The sequence below is a fragment of the Burkholderia sp. 3C genome (assembly GCF_054589155.1).
Genome location: NZ_BAAILN010000044.1, coordinates 221301 through 239560 on the forward strand (window position 1 = coordinate 221301; position 18260 = coordinate 239560).

The 18260-nt window shown below is 64.0% G+C and carries 18 protein-coding genes; 6 read left to right on the forward strand and 12 right to left on the reverse strand.

The features are described from left to right. Window positions 1–48 precede the first annotated feature (48 nt). The 6 genes from ACYP33_RS07395 to ACYP33_RS07420 all read right to left on the reverse strand — a co-directional run bounded on the left by ACYP33_RS07395 (window position 49) and on the right by ACYP33_RS07420 (window position 7187). Entirely contained in the window at window positions 49–744 is a 696-nt protein-coding gene (locus ACYP33_RS07395; protein WP_414444403.1) for a GntR family transcriptional regulator, read from the reverse strand. Further along, on the reverse strand, window positions 744–1979 hold the full coding sequence (locus ACYP33_RS07400; RefSeq protein WP_414450003.1) for an LVIVD repeat-containing protein: 1236 nt from the start codon (window positions 1977–1979) through the stop codon (window positions 744–746). The genes ACYP33_RS07395 and ACYP33_RS07400 overlap by 1 nt, the downstream gene beginning before the upstream one ends. A gap of 59 nt (window positions 1980–2038) precedes the next feature. Next, the gene (locus ACYP33_RS07405; RefSeq protein WP_414450004.1) at window positions 2039–3355 is read right to left on the reverse strand and encodes an MFS transporter; all 1317 of its coding nucleotides are present in this window, start codon (window positions 3353–3355) and stop codon (window positions 2039–2041) included. Window positions 3356–3646: 291 nt separating this feature from the next. Beyond that, window positions 3647–5206 carry an aldehyde dehydrogenase (NADP(+)) gene (locus tag ACYP33_RS07410; RefSeq protein ID WP_459620714.1) on the reverse strand — a complete coding sequence of 520 codons (1560 nt, stop codon included), beginning with the start codon at window positions 5204–5206 and terminating at the stop codon, window positions 3647–3649. A gap of 20 nt (window positions 5207–5226) precedes the next feature. Then, entirely contained in the window at window positions 5227–6141 is a 915-nt protein-coding gene (kdgD, locus tag ACYP33_RS07415) for a 5-dehydro-4-deoxyglucarate dehydratase (protein ID WP_414450006.1), read from the reverse strand. A gap of 122 nt (window positions 6142–6263) precedes the next feature. Then, entirely contained in the window at window positions 6264–7187 is a 924-nt protein-coding gene (locus ACYP33_RS07420) for a LysR family transcriptional regulator (RefSeq protein WP_414450007.1), read from the reverse strand. Between the two features lie 151 nt (window positions 7188–7338). On the opposite strand from ACYP33_RS07420, the gene ACYP33_RS07425 reads away from it, so the two are divergent. Together ACYP33_RS07425 and ACYP33_RS07430 are read left to right on the forward strand one after the other, a co-directional pair. Next, complete coding sequence (locus ACYP33_RS07425; RefSeq protein ID WP_459620717.1) at window positions 7339–8352, forward strand: zinc-binding alcohol dehydrogenase family protein; 1014 nt, start codon at window positions 7339–7341, stop codon at window positions 8350–8352. Between the two features lie 98 nt (window positions 8353–8450). Then, window positions 8451–8888: a GlcG/HbpS family heme-binding protein gene (locus tag ACYP33_RS07430; RefSeq protein ID WP_414444396.1), complete on the forward strand. Its 438-nt coding sequence runs from the start codon at window positions 8451–8453 to the stop codon at window positions 8886–8888. Between the two features lie 185 nt (window positions 8889–9073). Here the strand turns inward: ACYP33_RS07430 and ACYP33_RS07435 are convergent, their stop codons facing one another. The 3 genes from ACYP33_RS07435 to ACYP33_RS07445 all read right to left on the reverse strand — a co-directional run bounded on the left by ACYP33_RS07435 (window position 9074) and on the right by ACYP33_RS07445 (window position 12609). After that, a complete protein-coding gene (locus ACYP33_RS07435) occupies window positions 9074–10378 on the reverse strand; it encodes an Nramp family divalent metal transporter (protein ID WP_459620720.1) in 1305 nt (434 codons plus the stop codon). Between the two features lie 105 nt (window positions 10379–10483). Further along, a complete protein-coding gene (locus ACYP33_RS07440; protein WP_459620722.1) occupies window positions 10484–11455 on the reverse strand; it encodes a ferritin-like domain-containing protein in 972 nt (323 codons plus the stop codon). Window positions 11456–11862: 407 nt separating this feature from the next. Next, entirely contained in the window at window positions 11863–12609 is a 747-nt protein-coding gene (locus ACYP33_RS07445) for an SDR family oxidoreductase (protein ID WP_414450012.1), read from the reverse strand. Window positions 12610–12738: 129 nt separating this feature from the next. Between ACYP33_RS07445 and ACYP33_RS07450 the strand changes: the two genes are divergently transcribed. Beyond that, window positions 12739–13710 carry a LysR family transcriptional regulator gene (locus tag ACYP33_RS07450; protein ID WP_459620724.1) on the forward strand — a complete coding sequence of 324 codons (972 nt, stop codon included), beginning with the start codon at window positions 12739–12741 and terminating at the stop codon, window positions 13708–13710. A gap of 3 nt (window positions 13711–13713) precedes the next feature. Here ACYP33_RS07450 and ACYP33_RS07455 read toward each other — a convergent pair whose 3' ends face one another. The 3 genes from ACYP33_RS07455 to ACYP33_RS07465 form a co-directional block, all read right to left on the reverse strand. Next, entirely contained in the window at window positions 13714–14346 is a 633-nt protein-coding gene (locus ACYP33_RS07455; protein ID WP_459620726.1) for an NAD(P)H-binding protein, read from the reverse strand. Window positions 14347–14380: 34 nt separating this feature from the next. Beyond that, window positions 14381–14965: a YceI family protein gene (locus ACYP33_RS07460; RefSeq protein WP_459620728.1), complete on the reverse strand. Its 585-nt coding sequence runs from the start codon at window positions 14963–14965 to the stop codon at window positions 14381–14383. A 76-nt stretch (window positions 14966–15041) separates the two neighbouring features. Beyond that, a complete protein-coding gene (locus tag ACYP33_RS07465) occupies window positions 15042–15872 on the reverse strand; it encodes an SDR family NAD(P)-dependent oxidoreductase (protein WP_459620730.1) in 831 nt (276 codons plus the stop codon). A 281-nt stretch (window positions 15873–16153) separates the two neighbouring features. On the opposite strand from ACYP33_RS07465, the gene ACYP33_RS07470 reads away from it, so the two are divergent. The 3 genes from ACYP33_RS07470 to ACYP33_RS07480 all read left to right on the forward strand — a co-directional run bounded on the left by ACYP33_RS07470 (window position 16154) and on the right by ACYP33_RS07480 (window position 18248). Further along, window positions 16154–16747 carry a TetR/AcrR family transcriptional regulator gene (locus tag ACYP33_RS07470; RefSeq protein WP_459620732.1) on the forward strand — a complete coding sequence of 198 codons (594 nt, stop codon included), beginning with the start codon at window positions 16154–16156 and terminating at the stop codon, window positions 16745–16747. A 190-nt stretch (window positions 16748–16937) separates the two neighbouring features. Continuing rightward, window positions 16938–17063 carry a hypothetical protein gene (locus tag ACYP33_RS07475; protein ID WP_459620734.1) on the forward strand — a complete coding sequence of 42 codons (126 nt, stop codon included), beginning with the start codon at window positions 16938–16940 and terminating at the stop codon, window positions 17061–17063. A gap of 132 nt (window positions 17064–17195) precedes the next feature. Next, complete coding sequence (locus tag ACYP33_RS07480; RefSeq protein ID WP_459620736.1) at window positions 17196–18248, forward strand: GGDEF domain-containing protein; 1053 nt, start codon at window positions 17196–17198, stop codon at window positions 18246–18248. The last annotated feature ends 12 nt before the right edge of the window (window positions 18249–18260 follow it).

The following is an 18260-nucleotide window of genomic DNA, read 5'->3' on the forward strand; positions in this document are numbered from 1 at the left end:
TGTCAGGGTTGCCAGCCGGGTCGAAGCACCCGGCCGGCATTGCTTCGTCTACTCCGGCAAATCGAGATTCGATTGCAGGATGATGTCGGCCGTCGCGCGGTAATGCGCCACCAGCATGTCGATCGCACCTTGCGGCGGCCCGTCGATTGCCGCGTCGATCAGCGCCTTGTGCTCGTTCGTGACGTCACGTGCCGGATACGCGAGGCTCATCGACAAAAAGCGGTAGCGCGCCGCGTGGTCGGTCATCAACGAACAGAAATCCAGCAACCAGCGCGACGGGCACGTGGCGAGCAGCGCCATGTGAAACTGCTTGTGCGTGTCTTCCCACGGCGCGTTCTCCTCGAACACTTCCGAATTGGCCGAGCGATCGGTTCGTGAAAGCCGATGCCCGGCCAGGATCAGTTGCTCTTCCCATTTCATCGTCCGGTGGGCGAGCGCCTCGCGCAGCGCGACGGTCTCGACCCAGCAGCGCGTGTTGGTCAGCTCGACCAGTTCGCGCCGCGATACCTGTGCCACGAAAAATCCCTTCTGGTCCACCTTCTGCACGAAGCCTTCGATCACGAGCTGATTCAGCGCCTCGCGTATCGGCGTGCTGGTCACGCCGTAACGCTGGCTGATCTCGTCGATCAGGAGCTTGGCCGACGGGGTCAGCTTGCCGCACAGAATGTCCTGCCGGAGCACCCGATAGACGGCGCTCGTGCGGGTGAAACTGGTGGCGGGTTTGGAACTTTGCGAAGGCAACATCAAATATCCTCGAACTGCGCGATGGTCAGGCCTGCATTCGTGTCGGTGATGTACATCAGCCCGTTGCGGTCGACGAACACGTCGGCGGACTGCGTGACCTGCACCGCGCCCGGCCGGATGTCCACCACCTCGAGCGGCGCGCCCGGCACGATATGCCCGACCTCGCGCGGCCTGAAAGCATTGGAAATATCGAACACGCGAACGCCAGCATTATGCCAAGTCGCGAAGATCAGGTTTTCGCTCTGAAACGCGCCGGGACGGTTCTCGTGAAGGTTGTGCGGGCCGAACTTGCCGCCGACCGCGCAGTAGTTCAGTTCCTCCGGCTGCGGCAGCGTGGCGATCGAGATCGGCCGGCCCGGTTCGCGCACGTCGAACACCCACGTATGCGCCAGCCCCGCGGCGCAGTTCGAGCTCATCGCCTCGTCGGCGATGATCGCCAGCCCGCGCCCCGGCAACGGCAGCGGCGTATGGGTGCCGCCCGCGAACGGCGGCGACATCACCGTGTGACTGAGCAGCTTCGGCGCCACCGGATCGGACAGATCGTGGATCGTCAGCCCGCCGTCGCGCCACGCGCCGTACAGCTTGCCGTCAGCGGGAATCGCGTGATGCAGCGCCCAACGCTTGCCCGGGGGCCAGGCCGGGGTTTCGTCGCCATCGCGATGCATGCCCGGCAGCGCCCAATGGCCGGCGAGCGTCGGCTTGGTCGGGTCGGCCACGTCGAAGATCGCCAGCACGAAATCCGAGTAGCCGCTCAGATGCGCGGACGCGTAGGCGTAGCGCCCGCCCGTCCACCAGAGCCGATGCAGGCCGATGCCGCCCACCGGGCAGAAGCCGATTTCACGCGGGTTGGCCGGGTCCGAGCCGACATCGTAAATCCGCAGCCCCGCCTCGAACGGCCGTTCTCGACGCGTGAAGCTGTCGTCGATCGCATTCGTGAAATAGTCGTCCTGGCTCTTGTATTGCTGCAGCGCCCACACGTTCGCGCTGTTGACCGCCAGCAGCAGGCCGTCATGCAGTTGCAGATGATGCGCACGCGTGTTCTTCGCACAGGCGATGAAGTTGACCGGCTTCGGCGCTTTCGGATTGCCGACGTCGATCACCGAAATGCCGTCGCTGAACATGTGGCCGATATAGGCATGGCCGCGATCCACCATGATCTGAACGCCGTCCGGGCGCTTGCCCTGGTCGGTGTGGCCCAGGAAGGTCACGTTCGAAGAACGGGAAATGGGATGCATCGTCAACCTCTCGTCAAGTCACTGGAACAGAACATCCGCGGCGTGCGGTTCAGCGGCATTCAGGCGATCTCCGCGAGCGAGCGTTGGCGCGTCTCCGGCCCGATCAGATGCAGCCCCGACGCCGCGATCACCATCAAGCCGGCGATGCAGCCGAACACCGCCCCGAGACCGAACCCGTGCTGGATCAGCGGCAGCGCCGGCACGAACCCCGCGGTCGCGAGACGTCCGATGCCCGCGGCCATGCCGAAGCCCGACGCACGCGCCTCGGTGGGGAACACCTCGGACGCGAAGATCTGCATCGTGTTGCCGCCCACCTGGTAGAAAAAGATCATCAGGAAACCGGCCGCCATCAACTGCAGATTGGTGCCCGCATTGGCGAACGCCACCGCGAACACCCCCGAGCACAGGAACGTGATGAAGGCCGTGCGGCGGCGCCCGAACCGGTCGAGCGCAAACATCATGAACAGGCTCGCGAACGGTGCGGCCAGCGTCATGCCGAACGTGTACGACAGCGATTTCGTGATCGTGAAGCCCTGGCTGTTCATGATGTTCGGCAGCCAGGTGCCGAGCCCGATCGTCACGCAGAAGAACGCGCTGAAGCAGACCATCGCGGCCAGCAGGCGCACCCGGTAGTGCTTCCACACCATCACGAACGGGTCGGCCTTCGTGTCGTGCGCCACGTCGGCCAGCTCTTCGGCCGGTTCGCCGAGCCCCATCTTCTTCAGGATCGCCAGCGCCTCGCGGCCACGCCCCTTCGCGGCAAGCCAGCGCGGCGATTCGGGCAGCGCGAAACGCAGCACGAACAGCACCAGCGCCGCCACGCCGATCGCCCCCCAGATCCCCCGCCAGCCGATCGACTCGCGGAAGTACAGCGTGACGAGGAACGCCAGCGGCCACACCAGCGCGCCGCCGATGAAGTGCACCAGGGCGAGAATCCGGCCACGGATGTCCTTCGGCGCGTATTCACCCGCATAGGTGAACGCCAGGGGCTGCTCCGCCCCCAGCCCGAGCCCCGACACGAAGCGCGCCAGGATCAGCCACATCACGCTGGGCGCCAGTGCGCTGGCGATCGTTGCCAGGCCGAACAGCAGCAGATTGAACTGATACACGGCCTTGCGGCCGAACCGGTCGGTGAACTGGCCCTGCGCGAACGTGCCGATCGCCAGCCCGAACAACTGCGCACCCCCGACCCAGCCGAGCTGGGCCTGCGTGGCGAAATGCTGGTGCAGCATGTCGGGAATGAAGGAACCGAAAATTGCATAGTCAATGACATCCAGGCAGTAGCCGGCCGCGACGAGCGCGATCACCTTGACGTGCGTCGGCGTGATCGCGGCCGAGTCCAGCGTGTCCGAAACAAAAGCGTCAACTGTTCTCATTGTCTCCTCTCTTCTCTGCCAATACCGGCTGCCCGCGGCCGACGATTCGATGATCGTGGACATGCGTCTATGTTTATATATTGCTCGGTATTTAGTTAAAAAATATATCATCGTAAACATCAACGGTACAAAATATATTTCAATTTTGCGTGTGCTTCACCGCCTCCCTCTGTTGATTGGACGATCGGTTGCGTGCCGCGGAATGCGGCGGAACAGGCCGGACCGGGCCACCCCGCAAGGCGTGGCGGCCCGGCGAGCGACCGCATGGGCCGCCCGGATGGTGGCGGTGAACTAGCGGCGCGTCTGGCCGTCGACCAGCCGGCGAAGCTGGAACGGGTTGTCGTCGGCAAGCGCCGCCGGCAGCAGCTCGGCAGGGAAATCCTGGTAACAGAGCGGGCGCAGGAAACGCCGGATCGCCAGCGAGCCGACCGACGTGCTTCGGCTGTCGGAGGTCGCCGGATACGGGCCGCCATGCACCATCGCATGGCAGACTTCGACGCCGGTCGGCCAGCCGTTCGCGAGCAGCCGGCCGGCCTTGCGTTCGAGCACCGGCACCAGCACACGGGCGATCTCGGTGTCGTCCGGGTCCATCTGCAACGTCGCGGTGAGCTGGCCGTCCAACTGCTCGGTCAGCGCCATGAGCTGCGCGATGTCGCGGCAACGAACCAGCAGGGACGACGCACCGAAGACTTCCGCCTGCAACGCGTCGCTACCGAGGAAGGCGTCGGCGTCGGTCGCGAACCACGCGGCGCGGCATCGGTTCGGTCCGCTGCCGGGCAGCCCCCGCGCCAGGACGGTGACCGCCGGATGCTCCAGCAGCGCGGCGACGCCGGCGTCGTAGGCCGAACTGATGTCGGGCGTCAGCATCACTTGCGCGGCGCTGCCCGAGAGCGCGGCGGCAGCCGTCGCGACAAAGCGCTCCAGATCGGGCGACGCCACCGCCAGCAGCAGGCCGGGATTGGTGCAGAACTGGCCGGCGCCGAGCGTCAGCGACGCGGCGAACGCTTGCCCGAGCGCGTCCGCGCGCGTGCGCAACGCGCCGGGCAGCAGATAAACGGGATTGATGCTGCTCATTTCCGCATAGACCGGAATCGGCTCGGCGCGGGCCGCCGCCACCTTCATCAATGCGGTTCCCCCGCTGCGCGAGCCCGTGAATCCGACGGCCTTGATACGCGGGTCGGCCACCAGCGCGGTGCCGACCTGACGGCCCGAGCCGAACAGCATCGAAAACGTTCCGGCCGGCATGCCGGTGCGTTGCACCGCACGCCCAATCGCGCCGCCCACCCATTCCGCCGTGCCCGGATGCGCGTTGTGCGCCTTCACGATCACCGGGCAGCCGGCCGCCAGCGCGGACGCCGTATCGCCGCCCGCCACCGAGAACGCCAACGGGAAATTGCTCGCACCGAATACCGCCACCGGCCCGATCGGAATGTGACGCTGGCGCAAGTCGCTGCGCGGCTGCGGCGTACGCGCCGGGAGCGCCGGATCGAGTCGCGCCTCCAGCCAGCCGCCATCGAGCACGACATCGGCGAAAAGACGCAGTTGCGCCGTCGTGCGCGCGCGCTCGCCTTCGAGCCGCCCGCGCGGCAAGCCGGTTTCCTGCATCGCGCGCTCGATCAGCGAGTCGCCCAGCGCATCGATCTCGTCGGCGCAGGCCTGCAGAAACGCACTGCGCTGCTGCAACGTCGTCTCGCGATAGGCGTCGAACGCCTGCCACGCCAGTGCGCAGGCCTGCTCCACCTCGGCCGTCCCGGCCAGCCCGTAGGCCGGTTCGAGCACCGCGCCGTTGGCCGGATCGGTCGCGCGATGCTCGCCGGTCTCGCCGCGCACGGCGTCGGCGCCGATCAACATGCTGCCTGTCAGCGCCCGCATCACCGACGCGCCCCGATCAGGTTCTTGAGCAACGCGAGTTCGTCGTCCTTGAGATCCGCAAGCGGCGTGCGCACCGGGCCGGCGGAGCGGCCGACCGCCGTCATGCCTGCCTTCACGATCGACACCGCATAGCCGGCCCGGCGATTGCGGATCAGCGTATAGGGCAGCACGAAATCGTGCAGTTCGCGCTGAATGAACGCGTGATCGCGGGCGCGCACGGCGGCGTAGAAGCTCAACGCCCATTCCGGCAGGAAGTTGAAGATCGCCGACGAGTAAGTCGTGACGCCCATCTCCAGATACGGCAGCGCATAGGTCTCGGCGGTCGGGAGGCCACCGATGTAGGTCAGGCGATCGCCGAAGCGGTTGTAGACGCGCGTCATCCGGTCGATGTCCCCCACGCCGTCCTTGTAGCCGATCAGGTTCGGGCACCGCTCGAGGATCTGCGCGACGGCCACATCGTCGAGCATCGCGTTCGCTCGGCTGTAGACGATCACGCCCAGGCGGGTCGACTCGCACACGCGGATCACATGCGCGGCGACGCCGGCGGCATCGCATTCGGTCAGGTACGGGGGGAACAGCAGGATGCCGTCGGCGCCGGCCGCCTCCGCTGCCTGCGCATGCTCGATCGCCTGAGCCGTGCCGCCGCCCGCCGGCGCGATGATCGGCACCTTGCCGTCGACGGTTTCGACCGCGGCCCGCACGACCCGATCAACCTCGGCGGCGGTCAGCGAGAAGAATTCGCCCGTGCCGCCGGCAGCGAAAAGCCCGGCCACCGGGTAACGGGACAGCCATTCGAGGTTCGCGCGATACGCGTCTTCGTCGAATGCGTAGTCGGGGGTGAAATGCGTGATCGGAAAGGAAAGGAGGCCTGCGCTCAAGGTGTCGCGCAGTTCCTGGTGGGTATATCGGGTCATCGTGCCGTCTCCTAGATAATGAAGACGACTTTAGAAAGATTATCGATGCCCGTACATTTCAATCACTGAATGGATTGATACCTTTACTGGATCACGCATCGACCGACGTCACCCGGCGCGGCTCACCCGGCGCCGAGCACCGGATGACTATCGCGCAACGCCGCACACCGCTGCCGCAGGAAACCGTGCAGTTGCGTGATGACCGGGGTCAGTTGCGCGCGATGCGCGCACAGCAGATGCAAAGGCGATGGCTCGCAGTGATCATGCGGCAGCAGTTCGACCAACCGGCCGGCCGCCAGATCGGGAATCAAATCCAGTCGCGACTTGTAGATCAGGCCTTCCCCGGCAATCGCCCAGCGCCGCACCGCATCGGCATCGTCGCTGATGCGGTTGCCCGTCACGGCCACGGTGCGATCGCCACCCGGCAGCGTGAACCGCCACCGTTCATGCACCTGCTCGCTCCACACGAAGCGCAGGCAATTGTGTCGCCGCAAATCCTCGACGTTCGCCGGCTTACCGTGACGCTCGATATACGACGGCGCCGCGCACAGCGCACGGCGATTGCCGTCCACCAGCGACATCGCCAGCAGCGACGAATCCGGCAACGCGCCGTAGCGGATGGCGATATCCAGCGGCTGCCGCACGAGGTCCACCGAACGGTCGCTGATGCGCACCTGCAAGGAGAGCCCGGGATGCCGATGCTGGAATTCATCCAGCCATGGCAGCAACAGGTTGCGGCCGAAGTCGGACGACGCCGACACGCGCAACGGGCCGCTCAATACCGCGCGCCCGGTCGACAAGGCCTGTTCGCCCTGCATCTGCGCACCGAGCATCGAGCGCGCGTGCGGCAGATAACGTTCGCCAGCATCGGACAGTTGCATGCTGCGCGTCGAGCGCGTGAACAAGCGCGCATTCAGCGCTTTTTCCAGCCGCTGCACGCATGCGCTCGCATGGCCGGGCGCGATATTGAGCTGCCGCGCCGCTTCCGAAAAGCTGCCCAGCTCGGCCGTATGGACAAAAATCTGAACGTCGTCGAGGCGAATCATTTTCGTCGAATTAACGAAAGTATTTGGTCATTTCGGGTGTTTTTCCGAATATCCGCCAACGATACCATCAAACCCGACATCACCCAATGACGCTGAAAGCCTTGCCAGTCAAGGCTTCCACGTTGCCCGCCCCTATCCGCAGGATATTTTCATGAAAGCTGTCGGCTTCTACCAGAACCATCCCATCGAGCACCCCCAAGCGCTGGAAGACATCGCGTTGCCGACGCCGGCGCTGCGCGACCACGACCTCCTCGTGGAAGTCAAAGCCGTGTCCGTGAACCCGGTCGATACCAAGATTCGCCAGCGCGGCGACGTGCCCGAAGGGGCCGCTCGCGTGATCGGATGGGACGCGGCCGGCATCGTTCGCGCCGCCGGCCCGCTCGCCACGCGCTTCAAACCGGGCGATCGCGTCTGGTACGCCGGCGACATCACGCGGCCCGGCAGCAACAGCGAACTGCAGGCGGTCGACGAGCGCATCGTCGGCCCGATGCCGACCACGCTCGATTTCGCCGAAGCCGCCTCGCTGCCGCTGACCGCGATCACCGCGTGGGAACTGCTGTTCGACCGCCTCCAGGCGCATGCCGCCGATCCCACCGAGAACGGCGTGCTGCTGATCGTCGGCGCGGCCGGCGGAGTGGGTTCGATCCTGACTCAACTCGCTCGGCAGTTGACCAGCCTGACGGTGATCGGCACCGCGTCGCGCGACGCCAGCCGCGACTGGGTACGCGCCCAGGGCGCGCACCACGTGCTCGACCATCGGCAAGACTGGGCGCCGCAATTGAAGGCGTTCGGGATCGACGAGGTGAGTTACGTGGTGGGGCTGAACGACAGCGCGAGCTATCTGAAACAGATCGCCGGCGTGCTTCGCCCCGAAGGCAAGTTTGCGCTGATCGACGATCCGGACAGCCTCGACATCCGGGCGTTCAAGTCCAAATCGATTTCGATCCACTGGGAATTGATGTTCACGCGGTCGATCTTCGGAACCGCCACGCTCACGCGTCAGCACGCGCTGCTTCGCCGGGTTGCGGAACTCGTCGATCGCGGCGATCTGAAGCACACCATGACGCGCCGCATCGACGGCATCGACGCCGCCGGCCTCAGGCAGGCGCATGCCTGGGTGGAAACCGGCGGCATGATCGGCAAGGCCGTGCTCGCCGCGCGCTGATGCGCGGCGCGGTTTCTCGTTCAACGCGTTCGACACACCCGCGCGCATCGAGCGGCATCGCTCGATGCGTCATCGTCCCTCACCTTGCAAAGCCCGACATGACCACCACGCCCCCTCCGTTCTTCACCACCTCCGTGATCACGCGCGAAGCTGCCGCCGCGCTGATCGATGCCGCGCGCAAGGCGTCCGAGGCGATCGGCTTCGAGCCGGCCATCGCGATCACCGACCCGGCCGGCCACCTTCGTGCGTTCGAGCGCACCGACAATAGTTCGTTCCTGGCTGCCGACATTGCGATCGACAAGGCATGGACCGCCGCCACGTTCGGCATCGACACGAACGTCTGGATCGAGGTATTGAAAGAGCCCGGCGCGGCTTATCTTCAGCATCGTCCGCGGCTGACGCCGGTGGGCGGCGGGTTTCCCATCTCGATCGATGGCAAGCTGATCGGCGGGCTCGGCATTTCGGGCGGCAACCATGCGCAGGATCGCGAGGCGTGCATCGTCGCGTTGCAGGCGCTCGGGTACGCAACGGCGTAATTCGTCGCGCGGCTGGACAGGCCTCCTCAACGTCAAGCGCATTCACCGTGCGGCGTGCCCGCATGCCCTGCGGATGCAACGGCAAGCGGCGCCCGCTCGACAGGTCGGGGCAGAGATCGTGCGACTCGACGCGCAACGCGGCGAGCCCTCGGGCTCACCCCATTGACCGCATGAATTCCAGCGCCTCATTCGGAGAACAATTCGAACAGCAGAACCAGGTTCAACGACAAAACCACGACCATGCCGGCCATGGCAGCAAGGTTCGTCGCCATGTGATTTCGAAATCGTCCCATCACATCCGGCCGAGACGTGAACCAGACGAGGGCGATCATCGGCACCGGTAACGCAATGCTCAGCATGACCTGGCTCAGCACAAGCGCACGCGTCGAGTCGACACCGGCCGCGATGACGACAAAGGCCGGCACCATCGTCAGGAGCCGCCGCAGCCAGACCGGAATGCGCCACCCGGTAAAGCCTTGCATCACCATCTGCCCCGCCATGGTCCCGACGACCGAACTCGAGATACCCGACGCAATCAATGCGCAGAGAAAGAGCGTGGCCGCGGCGCCACCCAGCAACGGGGTCAGCGTTTGCCAAGCGTTCTCGATAGTAGAGATGTCGGCGTGACCATCATGGAAGGCGCTCGATGCCATGACGACCATCGCCATGTTAATGAGGCCGGCCACGCCAAGCGCGATCATCACTTCTCGGTTGGAAAACGTGATCAGCCGTGCGCGCTCGTCGTCGTTGGCCACCGACACGCGATTCTGAGTCAAACCAGAGTGCAGAAAGAGAACGTGCGGCATGACCGTGGCCCCGATAATTCCCACCGAGATCGTCAGCGCCGCATGGTCCGGGATGCTCGGCCGCACGGTATGTATCAGTACTGCAGACCATTGGACAGGTGCAATCAGCAACTCGGTGAGGTACGACATCCCGATTACGCCGACCAGGGCAGCGATCAGCAATTCAAGTGGTCGGAAACCCTTCGACTCGAATTGCAGCAGGCCATACGTGACGACTGCGGTGATCGACATGCCTGCCAGCATGGGTAGATGGGAAAGCAGTGAAACGCCGATGGCGCCGCCGACGAATTCGGCCAGGTCGGTCGACATTGCCGCGAGCTCGGCCAAGCCCCACATCCCGAACACCATGCCACGCGGCAAATGTTCACGGCAGAGTTCCGCGAGATTCCGCCCGGTCACGATTCCGAGTTTTGCCGAGAGCGCCTGGAACAGCATCGCCACGATATTTGCAGAGGCAACCACCCAGAGTAACGTGTAACCATATCCCGCCCCGGCCTGGATATTCGTCGCGAAATTGCCGGGGTCCATATACGCAATGGAGGCGACGACGGCTGGACCCGCACACGACATTGCCGTCCGCGCCCGCCCTCGCCGGCCGGCCAATGCTTCATGGATATCGAATTGCGTTCTTTCCGTCAACGTCCGGCTCGGTGGTACCGCCACGCGGCTCGCGCTTTCGTTCATGGCCCCTCCGCCAATGCATTCGATGATTCGAATTCCGAACGATTTACAACCGGATCGGGAGTGCTCGTGGTGGCGCCTCGGCACTCCCGGCTCACTGCGCGATAGTCAGGCGCTCATGTTGAGCGTGCCGTTGACGCCATTGGGAAAGAAGCCGCCCTTCCCGGCTGCGGTACTGGTGAGGTAGACGATGTTCAGCACGTTCGGATAGTTGCGGCTGTACGCCAGCCCATTCGCGTCGAGCGGCACGATGTTCGACGTGCCGGGCGTGCTGCCGGAAATGCCCTGATCATCGCTGCCGACATGATCCAGGCTTCCGCGCGCCGCGGAGATCGCATTTGCCGCGCTGATGAGGCTCGATGTGTCCAGCCCTTTTGCATAAAGCGTCGTGCGCACCAGCCCGGCGTGATACGCCTCGGCCGCGAGGATGCCTGCGGCCGCCTCGAGAAAGGTCTTGTTGGTGATGAGCGGCGACGCCCCTTTGTATGCCGTCACGCCGACATCTTCGAAGATGAATGCGCCGAGCAAGAAGTTGTTGTCGCTTGCATAGGGGTTGAATACCGCGCCGGCACCGACCAGGCCGGCCGCGCGGGCCGCGACGGAAAACGCGCCGTTGGGATCGACGCCACCGACGTCGATCGAGGGTTGAGCCACCGCGGCGGATCCGAGCGCGGTCCGCAAGAAATTGACATGCTCTCGCTCGTCCATGGCGATTTCGTTTGCATAGGCTTTGACCAGCGGATCCTGGAACGGCACCTGCTGCCCCGCGATGACGTTCCCCATCGTGCCGACACCCGTGGTCATGCCAGCCGGCAAGCCGCTGCCCGTGGTGGCATAGGTATAGAACTGCGCTTCGAGATATTCGAGGTTGAGCGCGAAGTTGAGGATTTCGGCATCGGTCGGTGCGGAGCTGGCCAGCGCGGCGTCACCCGAACCGCCCCCGCATGCACTGATCAGCGTTCCGCCTGCGAGGCCCAATGCCAATCCGCCTGCATTCCTAAAGAACTGGCGGCGCTCCTGTCGCCGCTCGGCACGTCGATTGAAGACCTCGATAACGGCTTCCGATTGATTGTCTTGCATGGTCGTTCCCCTCTACTCAGATCGAAGCAATGGAGATGCGGTACGCCGAAGCAAGCATGACTAGCCACGCCCTGTTGCCGGACGATCGCGCACGCTGACGTGAAGCAGTCGAGATCATGGATGACCCCGCCATCTTCACGTTTCAGATACGACGGTCAACCGAGGGCAGATGCATCAAATAAAAAATTCCGGATCAATCTCACGCACGCGACAGATGCGGCATGGCAACAGACAACACGACCACATGAACGCCAGGCGCGGGATCGTTTCCTGCTGCGACCTCGACGTCGAGGCAACGGAACGGCGTCGATCATGACCTGGGCATGGTTGCCCTTGTCATCGGTGATCGCCCGGGAACCCTGGCGTACCGTGTTGATGCGAATCGCGTGATTGATCCGGAGTACTGATCAGGGAATCTGGCGGGTTGGCCGGAACACGATCTCGTTCACGTCGACATCGGCGGGTTGCTCGATGGCAAAGGCCACCGCACGCGCGAAGGAATCGGCCGAGATGGCATGGGCCTGATAGAAGTCGCGCATGCCTTGCGCGATGTCCGGCTCGGTCACGCTGCCCTTCAACTCGCTGTCCACCGCACCCGGCGACACGATGGTGGTGCGGATATTCCAGGGTTTCGTCTCCTGCCGAAGCCCTTCGGACAGCGCCCGCACGGCATGCTTGGTCGCGCTGTAGACAGCCCCGTTGACCATCACCTTGTGGCCGGCCACCGACGCCACGTTGACGAACTGTCCGCCCTTCTGGCGCTGCATGTGCGGCAGCGCCGCCGCGACACCGTACAGCACGCCCTTCAGATTGACGTCGATCGTTCGATCCCAGTCATCGACCTTCAGTCGTTCCAGCGGCGAAAGCGGCATGAGCCCCGCATTGTTGATCATCACGTCGATGCGCCCGAATGCGTCCACCGCCGTGTCGACGAGACGCTTGACGTCGTCGCGCACGGTGACGTCGGCGGCAACGGCCAGCGCGCGGTGTTGCGGGTGATTCAACGCTTCGGCCAATGCCTGCAGACGCTCGGCACGCCGCGCGCCGAGCACGACGTGCGCCCCCCGCGCGCTCAAGCGGCGCGCCGCCGCCTCGCCGAGACCGCTGCTGGCACCCGTGATGACGATGACCTTGCCCTGGATGTTGTCGCTCATGGAACGCTCCTGTTGATCGGTGAGGCCCCATTGTGGAGAGCGCATTGTCAAAGCACTAGCCGTGTACGTGTTGATCCATTATCAAGTTAAAGTTGACACTGCCCGCCGACACCTTTCAGGAAGCACCCCATGTCCCTCATCGACTTTCGCGCCATCGAGACCTTTTCGAAGGCGATCGAACTCGGCAGCATCCGGCGCGCTGCCGCCGCGCAAGGCATCAGTCCGCAAGCCGCGAGCCAGTCGCTCGCGAACCTCGAGGAGCGCCTCGGCGTGCGCCTGCTCCATCGAACGACCCGCAGCATTGCACTGACCTACGAAGGGCAGCAGTTCCTCGAGGCCGCTCAACCGGCCTTGATGGCATTGGAACGTGTGGTCGATCGGATTCGCACCGCCAAGGACGAGATTGCCGGCCCGCTGCGCATCGTCGCGCCCCGATACGCGTTCCTGCCGTTGCTGTGGCCCCTGGTCGACGCGTTTTGTCACCGCCATCCCGATGTCGAGCCGGACATCAAGCTCGACGACCGCATCGGCAACTGGGTGCAGGACCGGGCCGATGTCGGCTTCCGGATTGGCTCGGCGCCCGAGGATGGCGTGGCCGTTCGCCGGCTGTTCGCCATGCAGTTGATTGTTTGTGCGGCCCCCGCGTATCTGGCGAGGCACGGCGCCCCCGATTCGATCGAACAACTGGCCTCGCACCGATGCAGCGTGTTCCGGCACCCCGGAAGCGGCCGCGTGCTGCCCTGGCTTCTCAAGGTGGGTGGGGAAGTGATCTCCCATGACCTCTCCCCGACGCTCTCGACCAACGACGCCCAGCTCGAGACCGAAGCGGTGCTCGCGGGTCATGTCATCGGCTTGTTGTCCGGGTTGTCGGCGGCGCCGTTGATTCGGTCGGGGCAGTTGGTGCCGCTGCTGGCGGACCATGTTACGGACCACATGGGCGTTCACGTCTACTACGGCAGCCGGACGGCGCAGCCGTCACGGGTTCGTGCGTTTGTCGATCTGACCGTGGAGCGGCTGGCCGGGTCGAATGAATATGTCCTGGATGCCAAGGAACTGGCCACGCTGGAAGCGAAAGGCCGCAGGAAATCGGGGCGACGATGAGATTCAGTTCATCGCTTCCGCATGAATCCAACGACAGCCCACCTTTGCCGCAATGACGGCATCGAGCAACGAAGCCGCGATCGCCTCCGCTGGATTGACCCGAAGTTTTTTCGGCAGGATCGGGGCGAGCAGTCGAAACAGTGTCAGCGCGGCTTGCTCGGCACGCCTTGCTTCATGTCGCTCCCCGCCAATCAGGCTGGGGCGGCAGATCGTGAGCGATTGGAACCCGATGTTCCGGATGTCTCGCTCGACCTCGCCTTTGGTCCGGTAGTAGAAGCTCATGGAATTCGCCGATGCGCCCATGGCGGTGACAATCGCGTAGGTCTTCACGCCGGCGGCATGCGCGGCTTCGCCGATTGCAACGGGCAGTGCGTGATCGACATGACGAAACGCCTGCTTCGAACCGGCCTTTGCCTGGGTCGTTCCCAATGCGCAGATCACCGCGTCGGGTCGATGCGACATGAGCGTTGGAACCAGCGCCTCCAGGTGCGGCCCGACCGGGTTCAGCAGTTTGTCATGCAGCGCCAGCGCTTGCCGGGTTGGCGCAATCACCTCGGAAAACGCCGGGTTGGCCAGCGCCAGCTTCAAGGTTCGGCTTCCCACCAATCCTGTCGCGCCCAGCAGCAGCAGTTTCATCTTCGGTCCCTCCCGGTCGGCAAGCATCGCTGGATTATTGCTTGATTCCCTCGAAGTTGATGGTGACGCGCACCTCATCGCCCACCTCGGGCACATAGGCCTTCATGCCGAAATCGGAACGTTTGATCGTCGTGGTTGCGGTAAAGCCGGCCTTGTAGACGTTCGTTCCGTTCGTATCCTGCGCCCGTCGATTGAACGTGGTCTTGAGGACCAGCGGCCTGGTGATCCCGAGCAAGGTGAAGTCGCCCTGGATGTCCGCCGTCTTGGCGCTCGTCATCTCGATGTGCGTGCTCTTGAACGTCATTGTTGAAAACCGTGCGACGTTGAAGAACATCGGCCCCTGCAACACCTTGTCGCGCGCGGCAAAGCCCGTGTCGACGCTGTCCGCGCCCAGGGTCACCGCGACCGTGCTGTGTTCCGGCTTCGCCGTGTCCAGCAGCAGCGTGCCTTCAAGCTCGTGAACCGAGCCTGTGATGGTCGAGAAGCCGAGATGGTCGATCGTGAAGATCGCCTGCGTGTGGGCCGGGTCGAGGGCATAGGTGTCGGCCGCGAACGCGCAAGCAAACGGCGCGGCGCTGATCAGGGCCGCCGCAAAAAGCGGCTTGAGCGAGAGGGTCATGGCGGTGGATCGTTTCAATGAATTGGAATTCGGAACGGCGTTCAAGGCTTCGATCGAACGTTCCGGAACGGCTTGATTACGCGTGCTGCGTGCCTTGCGCCGAGTTGGATACGGCTTCCCATTTGTCCCAGTTGCCGAGGCGCGCCTGGTAGGCGGCCTTGAACTTCGCGATCGTCGTCGAGCCGAGCACCAGGCGAAGCGGAGGTTCATCCGCGTCCACGGCTTTGAAGATCGCCGCGGCGGTGGCCGCCGGATCGCCAAAATCCTCGGGTTTGAACGACGAGCGTATGGCCTGGCGGATGGGGTTGTAGACGTCGATGGCCGGCGGGGATTGCACCGCTGCGCGAAACCCGGTGGTGAAGTGGCCTGGTTCCAGGATCGTGACTTTGATACCGAATGCAGCCACTTCGGCCGCGAGTGCTTCCGAGATGGCCTCGACGGCAAATTTGGTGGCGGTGTACGTGCCCCCCGTCGGGAAAGCGATCACGCCGCCGATGCTCGACACCGTCAGGAGATGCCCGCTGCGCTGTGTCCGCAAGATCGGCAGCGCGGCCTGAATGACCCATAGCGTGCCAAACACATTGGTGTCGAAGCTGGCTTTGGCCTGCTCGGCTTCCAACTCCTCGATGGCGCCCATGTAGCCATAGCCGGCGTTGCTGACGATGACGTCCAGACGCCCGAAATGCCGATGGGCCTGACCGACCGCTGCAAACACCGCATCGCGATTCGTCACGTCGAGCGGCAGCACCAGAATCGCATTGCCATGAGCCTTGACGAGCTCATCGAGCGCCCCCACGTCGCGTGCCGTGGCAACCACCCTATCGCCGCGTTGCAGCGCAGCCTCCGCCCAGACACGGCCAAATCCTCTCGATGTCCCCGTGATGAACCAAACCTTCGACGACGCCATGTTATCGACTCCTCAATAAATTTGCACTCAGTGCAATATATGCACTGAGTGCAAATTCGTCAAGGGCAATCGACCCTCCGAGGAACGGCGTCCGGGCGTGGCGACGCGCTTCGGAAGTCAGTGGCGTTCGTGCGGCCTGGCGGCCGTCGTTGCGACACCTGTTCGTTCGTCAGCGATCCGCGCCAGAGCGGCGGGGGGTGGCTACGGCATAATCCGGTGGGCGGAAAGCTCACGTACCGATTAGACAATGCCGTATCTCGGCGGCTGTCAGAGTGACAACGATGATTGACATAGAGAACACCCAGAACGACCTGCGTGAACGCAAGCGTCAGTTGACCCTCGATCTGATCGCCCGAACGGGGCTCAGGCTCTTCGTGGAAAACGGCTACGAGGCGACGACGCTCGATGCCATTGCGGCGGCATCGGGCATCTCGCGGCGCACGTTCTTCTCCTATTTGAAGTCGAAAGAGGATGTCCTGCTGGCGCATGAGAGCGGCAATATCCCGCGCCTTCTGCGCCCGACTTTCCTGGAGCAATCACCGAAGCAGCGGCCGATGGACGCCGCCCGGAAGACCTTCCTGATCCTGGCCTCAATGTATGAGACCAAGGAATCCGTCATGGCGGATCGCATCTTGCGGTCGATTGAAACGCTTCGGCTACGCAAGGAAGCGCTTCACGTTCAGTTGGAGGAGGTGCTGGCCGAGGCGATGTACGAACGATGGCCCGATCCGGCCCGGCGGCCGGCCTTGCGCCTGACCGCGATGATGGCGATGGGTACGCTCAGGTTCGCCAAGGAGAACTGGCGGCGGGATGAAGCGGCACATCCGTTGACACACTACATCGACGAGGCGTTCGATCTTCTCGCTGAGCAGTGAAGGCGTGCTCCGAACTCGGCGAATCTCGGTAGCCAGGATGCCCAGACTGGTGTGTTGATCAGCGGCGGACATTGGTCGCCGATCAAGCAATCGGCTGAACGACATTCCCCGTGTGACCTCCCCCCGACCAATCGGCTCGTTACGCCGTCATTCCTGTGGCACCTGAGAGAGTACCGATCGGAGGCTAACCATGAAAGAAATCACGGTTGAATTCGTCAAATCAATTAGCGATAAGGAATTCGACGAGTTGTGCCATGTCTTGATCGCCCCCGATCCCGAACGCGATGGCAACATGCGCGGCACCGACAGTGACTGACCTCCCCCGACCGGCCGGGCATCTGGCTTTCGTGCAAAGCGCATCGAAGCCGCCTTCCCTGCACGGGCCGCGGCCATTCAAGGCAGCGCCGTACCGGCCGATAAAATATTTTCACGGTATTGAACGACCACAATGAGCCACGAAGAGAAAGACCCGGCCGGCAGCCCGCTTCAAGCTGCATTTCTGCGCCACGAAGAGAGCCTTGCCTCGCCCGGAAGCCAGCCCGGCGAGGATAACCCCGCCGTGTATCGCACGCTGCTCGAGTCGACCCGGGCGATCCCCTGGAAGATCGACTGGGCGACGATGCAGTTCGCGTACATCGGCCCGCAGATCGAAAAGCTGCTCGGCTACGCGCCGTCCACATGGAAAACGGTGGAGGACTGGGCCGCGCGCATGCATCCGGAAGACCGCGACGCCGTGGTGAATTTTTGCGTCGCGCAGTCGCAAGCGGGCGCGGATCACGAGGCGGACTATCGCGCGCTGACCGCGGACGGCGGCTACGTATGGATTCGCGACGTGGTTCACGTCGTGCGCAAGGAAAATGGTGAGGTCGACGCGCTGATCGGCTTCATGTTCGACATCAGCGAACGCAAGCGGACCGAGGAAAAAGTCGCGGAACTCCAGCGCGAACTGGAGCGGCTCTCGTTGTCCGACAGCTTGACCGGGATCGGCAACCGTCGCATGTTCGACACGGTCGTGGCGCGCGAATGGGCGAGCGCCGCGACATCGAGAAAACCGCTCTCGCTGGTGATGATCGACATCGATTTCTTCAAGTCGTACAACGACTATTACGGCCACCTGCAAGGCGACGAATGCCTGAAGCGCCTGGCGCGCGTGCTCGGCGAAGCCGCCGGCCCGAACGCGTTCCTGGGCCGGTTTGGTGGCGAAGAATTTACGCTCGTGCTCGCCGACACCCACGCCGATGATGCCGTGCGTATCGCGGAGCGCTGCCGCACGCTGATCGCGGAGGAATCCATCGCGCATCTGCGCTCGCCGCACCAGCAGCGCGTCACCGCGAGCTTCGGGGTCGCCACCGTGGTGCCGACCGAAAACATCGACGTCACGGCGTTCATCAACCTGGCGGATGCGCAGCTTTATCAGGCCAAGGATCAGGGGCGCAACCGCATCGCGGCGGTGGACCGGGCCGGTATCGGTGGCGAGGGATTCAAGCTTCAGTCGCGTTGATGATCTCGTCGA

Coding starts and splice junctions, on each gene's coding strand:
- ACYP33_RS07400 (WP_414450003.1), bottom strand. CDS start 1,979: ATGCATCCCATTTCCCGTTCTTCGAACGTGACCTTCCTGGGCCACACC.
- ACYP33_RS07435 (WP_459620720.1), bottom strand. CDS start 10,378: ATGAACGAAAGCGCGAGCCGCGTGGCGGTACCACCGAGCCGGACGTTG.
- ACYP33_RS07425 (WP_459620717.1), top strand. CDS start 7,339: ATGAAAGCTGTCGGCTTCTACCAGAACCATCCCATCGAGCACCCCCAA.
- ACYP33_RS07445 (WP_414450012.1), bottom strand. CDS start 12,609: ATGAGCGACAACATCCAGGGCAAGGTCATCGTCATCACGGGTGCCAGC.
- ACYP33_RS07470 (WP_459620732.1), top strand. CDS start 16,154: ATGATTGACATAGAGAACACCCAGAACGACCTGCGTGAACGCAAGCGT.
- ACYP33_RS07440 (WP_459620722.1), bottom strand. CDS start 11,455: ATGCAAGACAATCAATCGGAAGCCGTTATCGAGGTCTTCAATCGACGT.
- ACYP33_RS07410 (WP_459620714.1), bottom strand. CDS start 5,206: ATGTTGATCGGCGCCGACGCCGTGCGCGGCGAGACCGGCGAGCATCGC.
- ACYP33_RS07465 (WP_459620730.1), bottom strand. CDS start 15,872: ATGGCGTCGTCGAAGGTTTGGTTCATCACGGGGACATCGAGAGGATTT.
- ACYP33_RS07475 (WP_459620734.1), top strand. CDS start 16,938: ATGAAAGAAATCACGGTTGAATTCGTCAAATCAATTAGCGATAAGGAA.
- ACYP33_RS07450 (WP_459620724.1), top strand. CDS start 12,739: ATGTCCCTCATCGACTTTCGCGCCATCGAGACCTTTTCGAAGGCGATC.
- ACYP33_RS07420 (WP_414450007.1), bottom strand. CDS start 7,187: ATGATTCGCCTCGACGACGTTCAGATTTTTGTCCATACGGCCGAGCTG.
- ACYP33_RS07395 (WP_414444403.1), bottom strand. CDS start 744: ATGTTGCCTTCGCAAAGTTCCAAACCCGCCACCAGTTTCACCCGCACG.
- ACYP33_RS07455 (WP_459620726.1), bottom strand. CDS start 14,346: ATGAAACTGCTGCTGCTGGGCGCGACAGGATTGGTGGGAAGCCGAACC.
- ACYP33_RS07460 (WP_459620728.1), bottom strand. CDS start 14,965: ATGACCCTCTCGCTCAAGCCGCTTTTTGCGGCGGCCCTGATCAGCGCC.
- ACYP33_RS07405 (WP_414450004.1), bottom strand. CDS start 3,355: ATGAGAACAGTTGACGCTTTTGTTTCGGACACGCTGGACTCGGCCGCG.
- ACYP33_RS07480 (WP_459620736.1), top strand. CDS start 17,196: ATGAGCCACGAAGAGAAAGACCCGGCCGGCAGCCCGCTTCAAGCTGCA.
- kdgD (WP_414450006.1), bottom strand. CDS start 6,141: ATGACCCGATATACCCACCAGGAACTGCGCGACACCTTGAGCGCAGGC.
- ACYP33_RS07430 (WP_414444396.1), top strand. CDS start 8,451: ATGACCACCACGCCCCCTCCGTTCTTCACCACCTCCGTGATCACGCGC.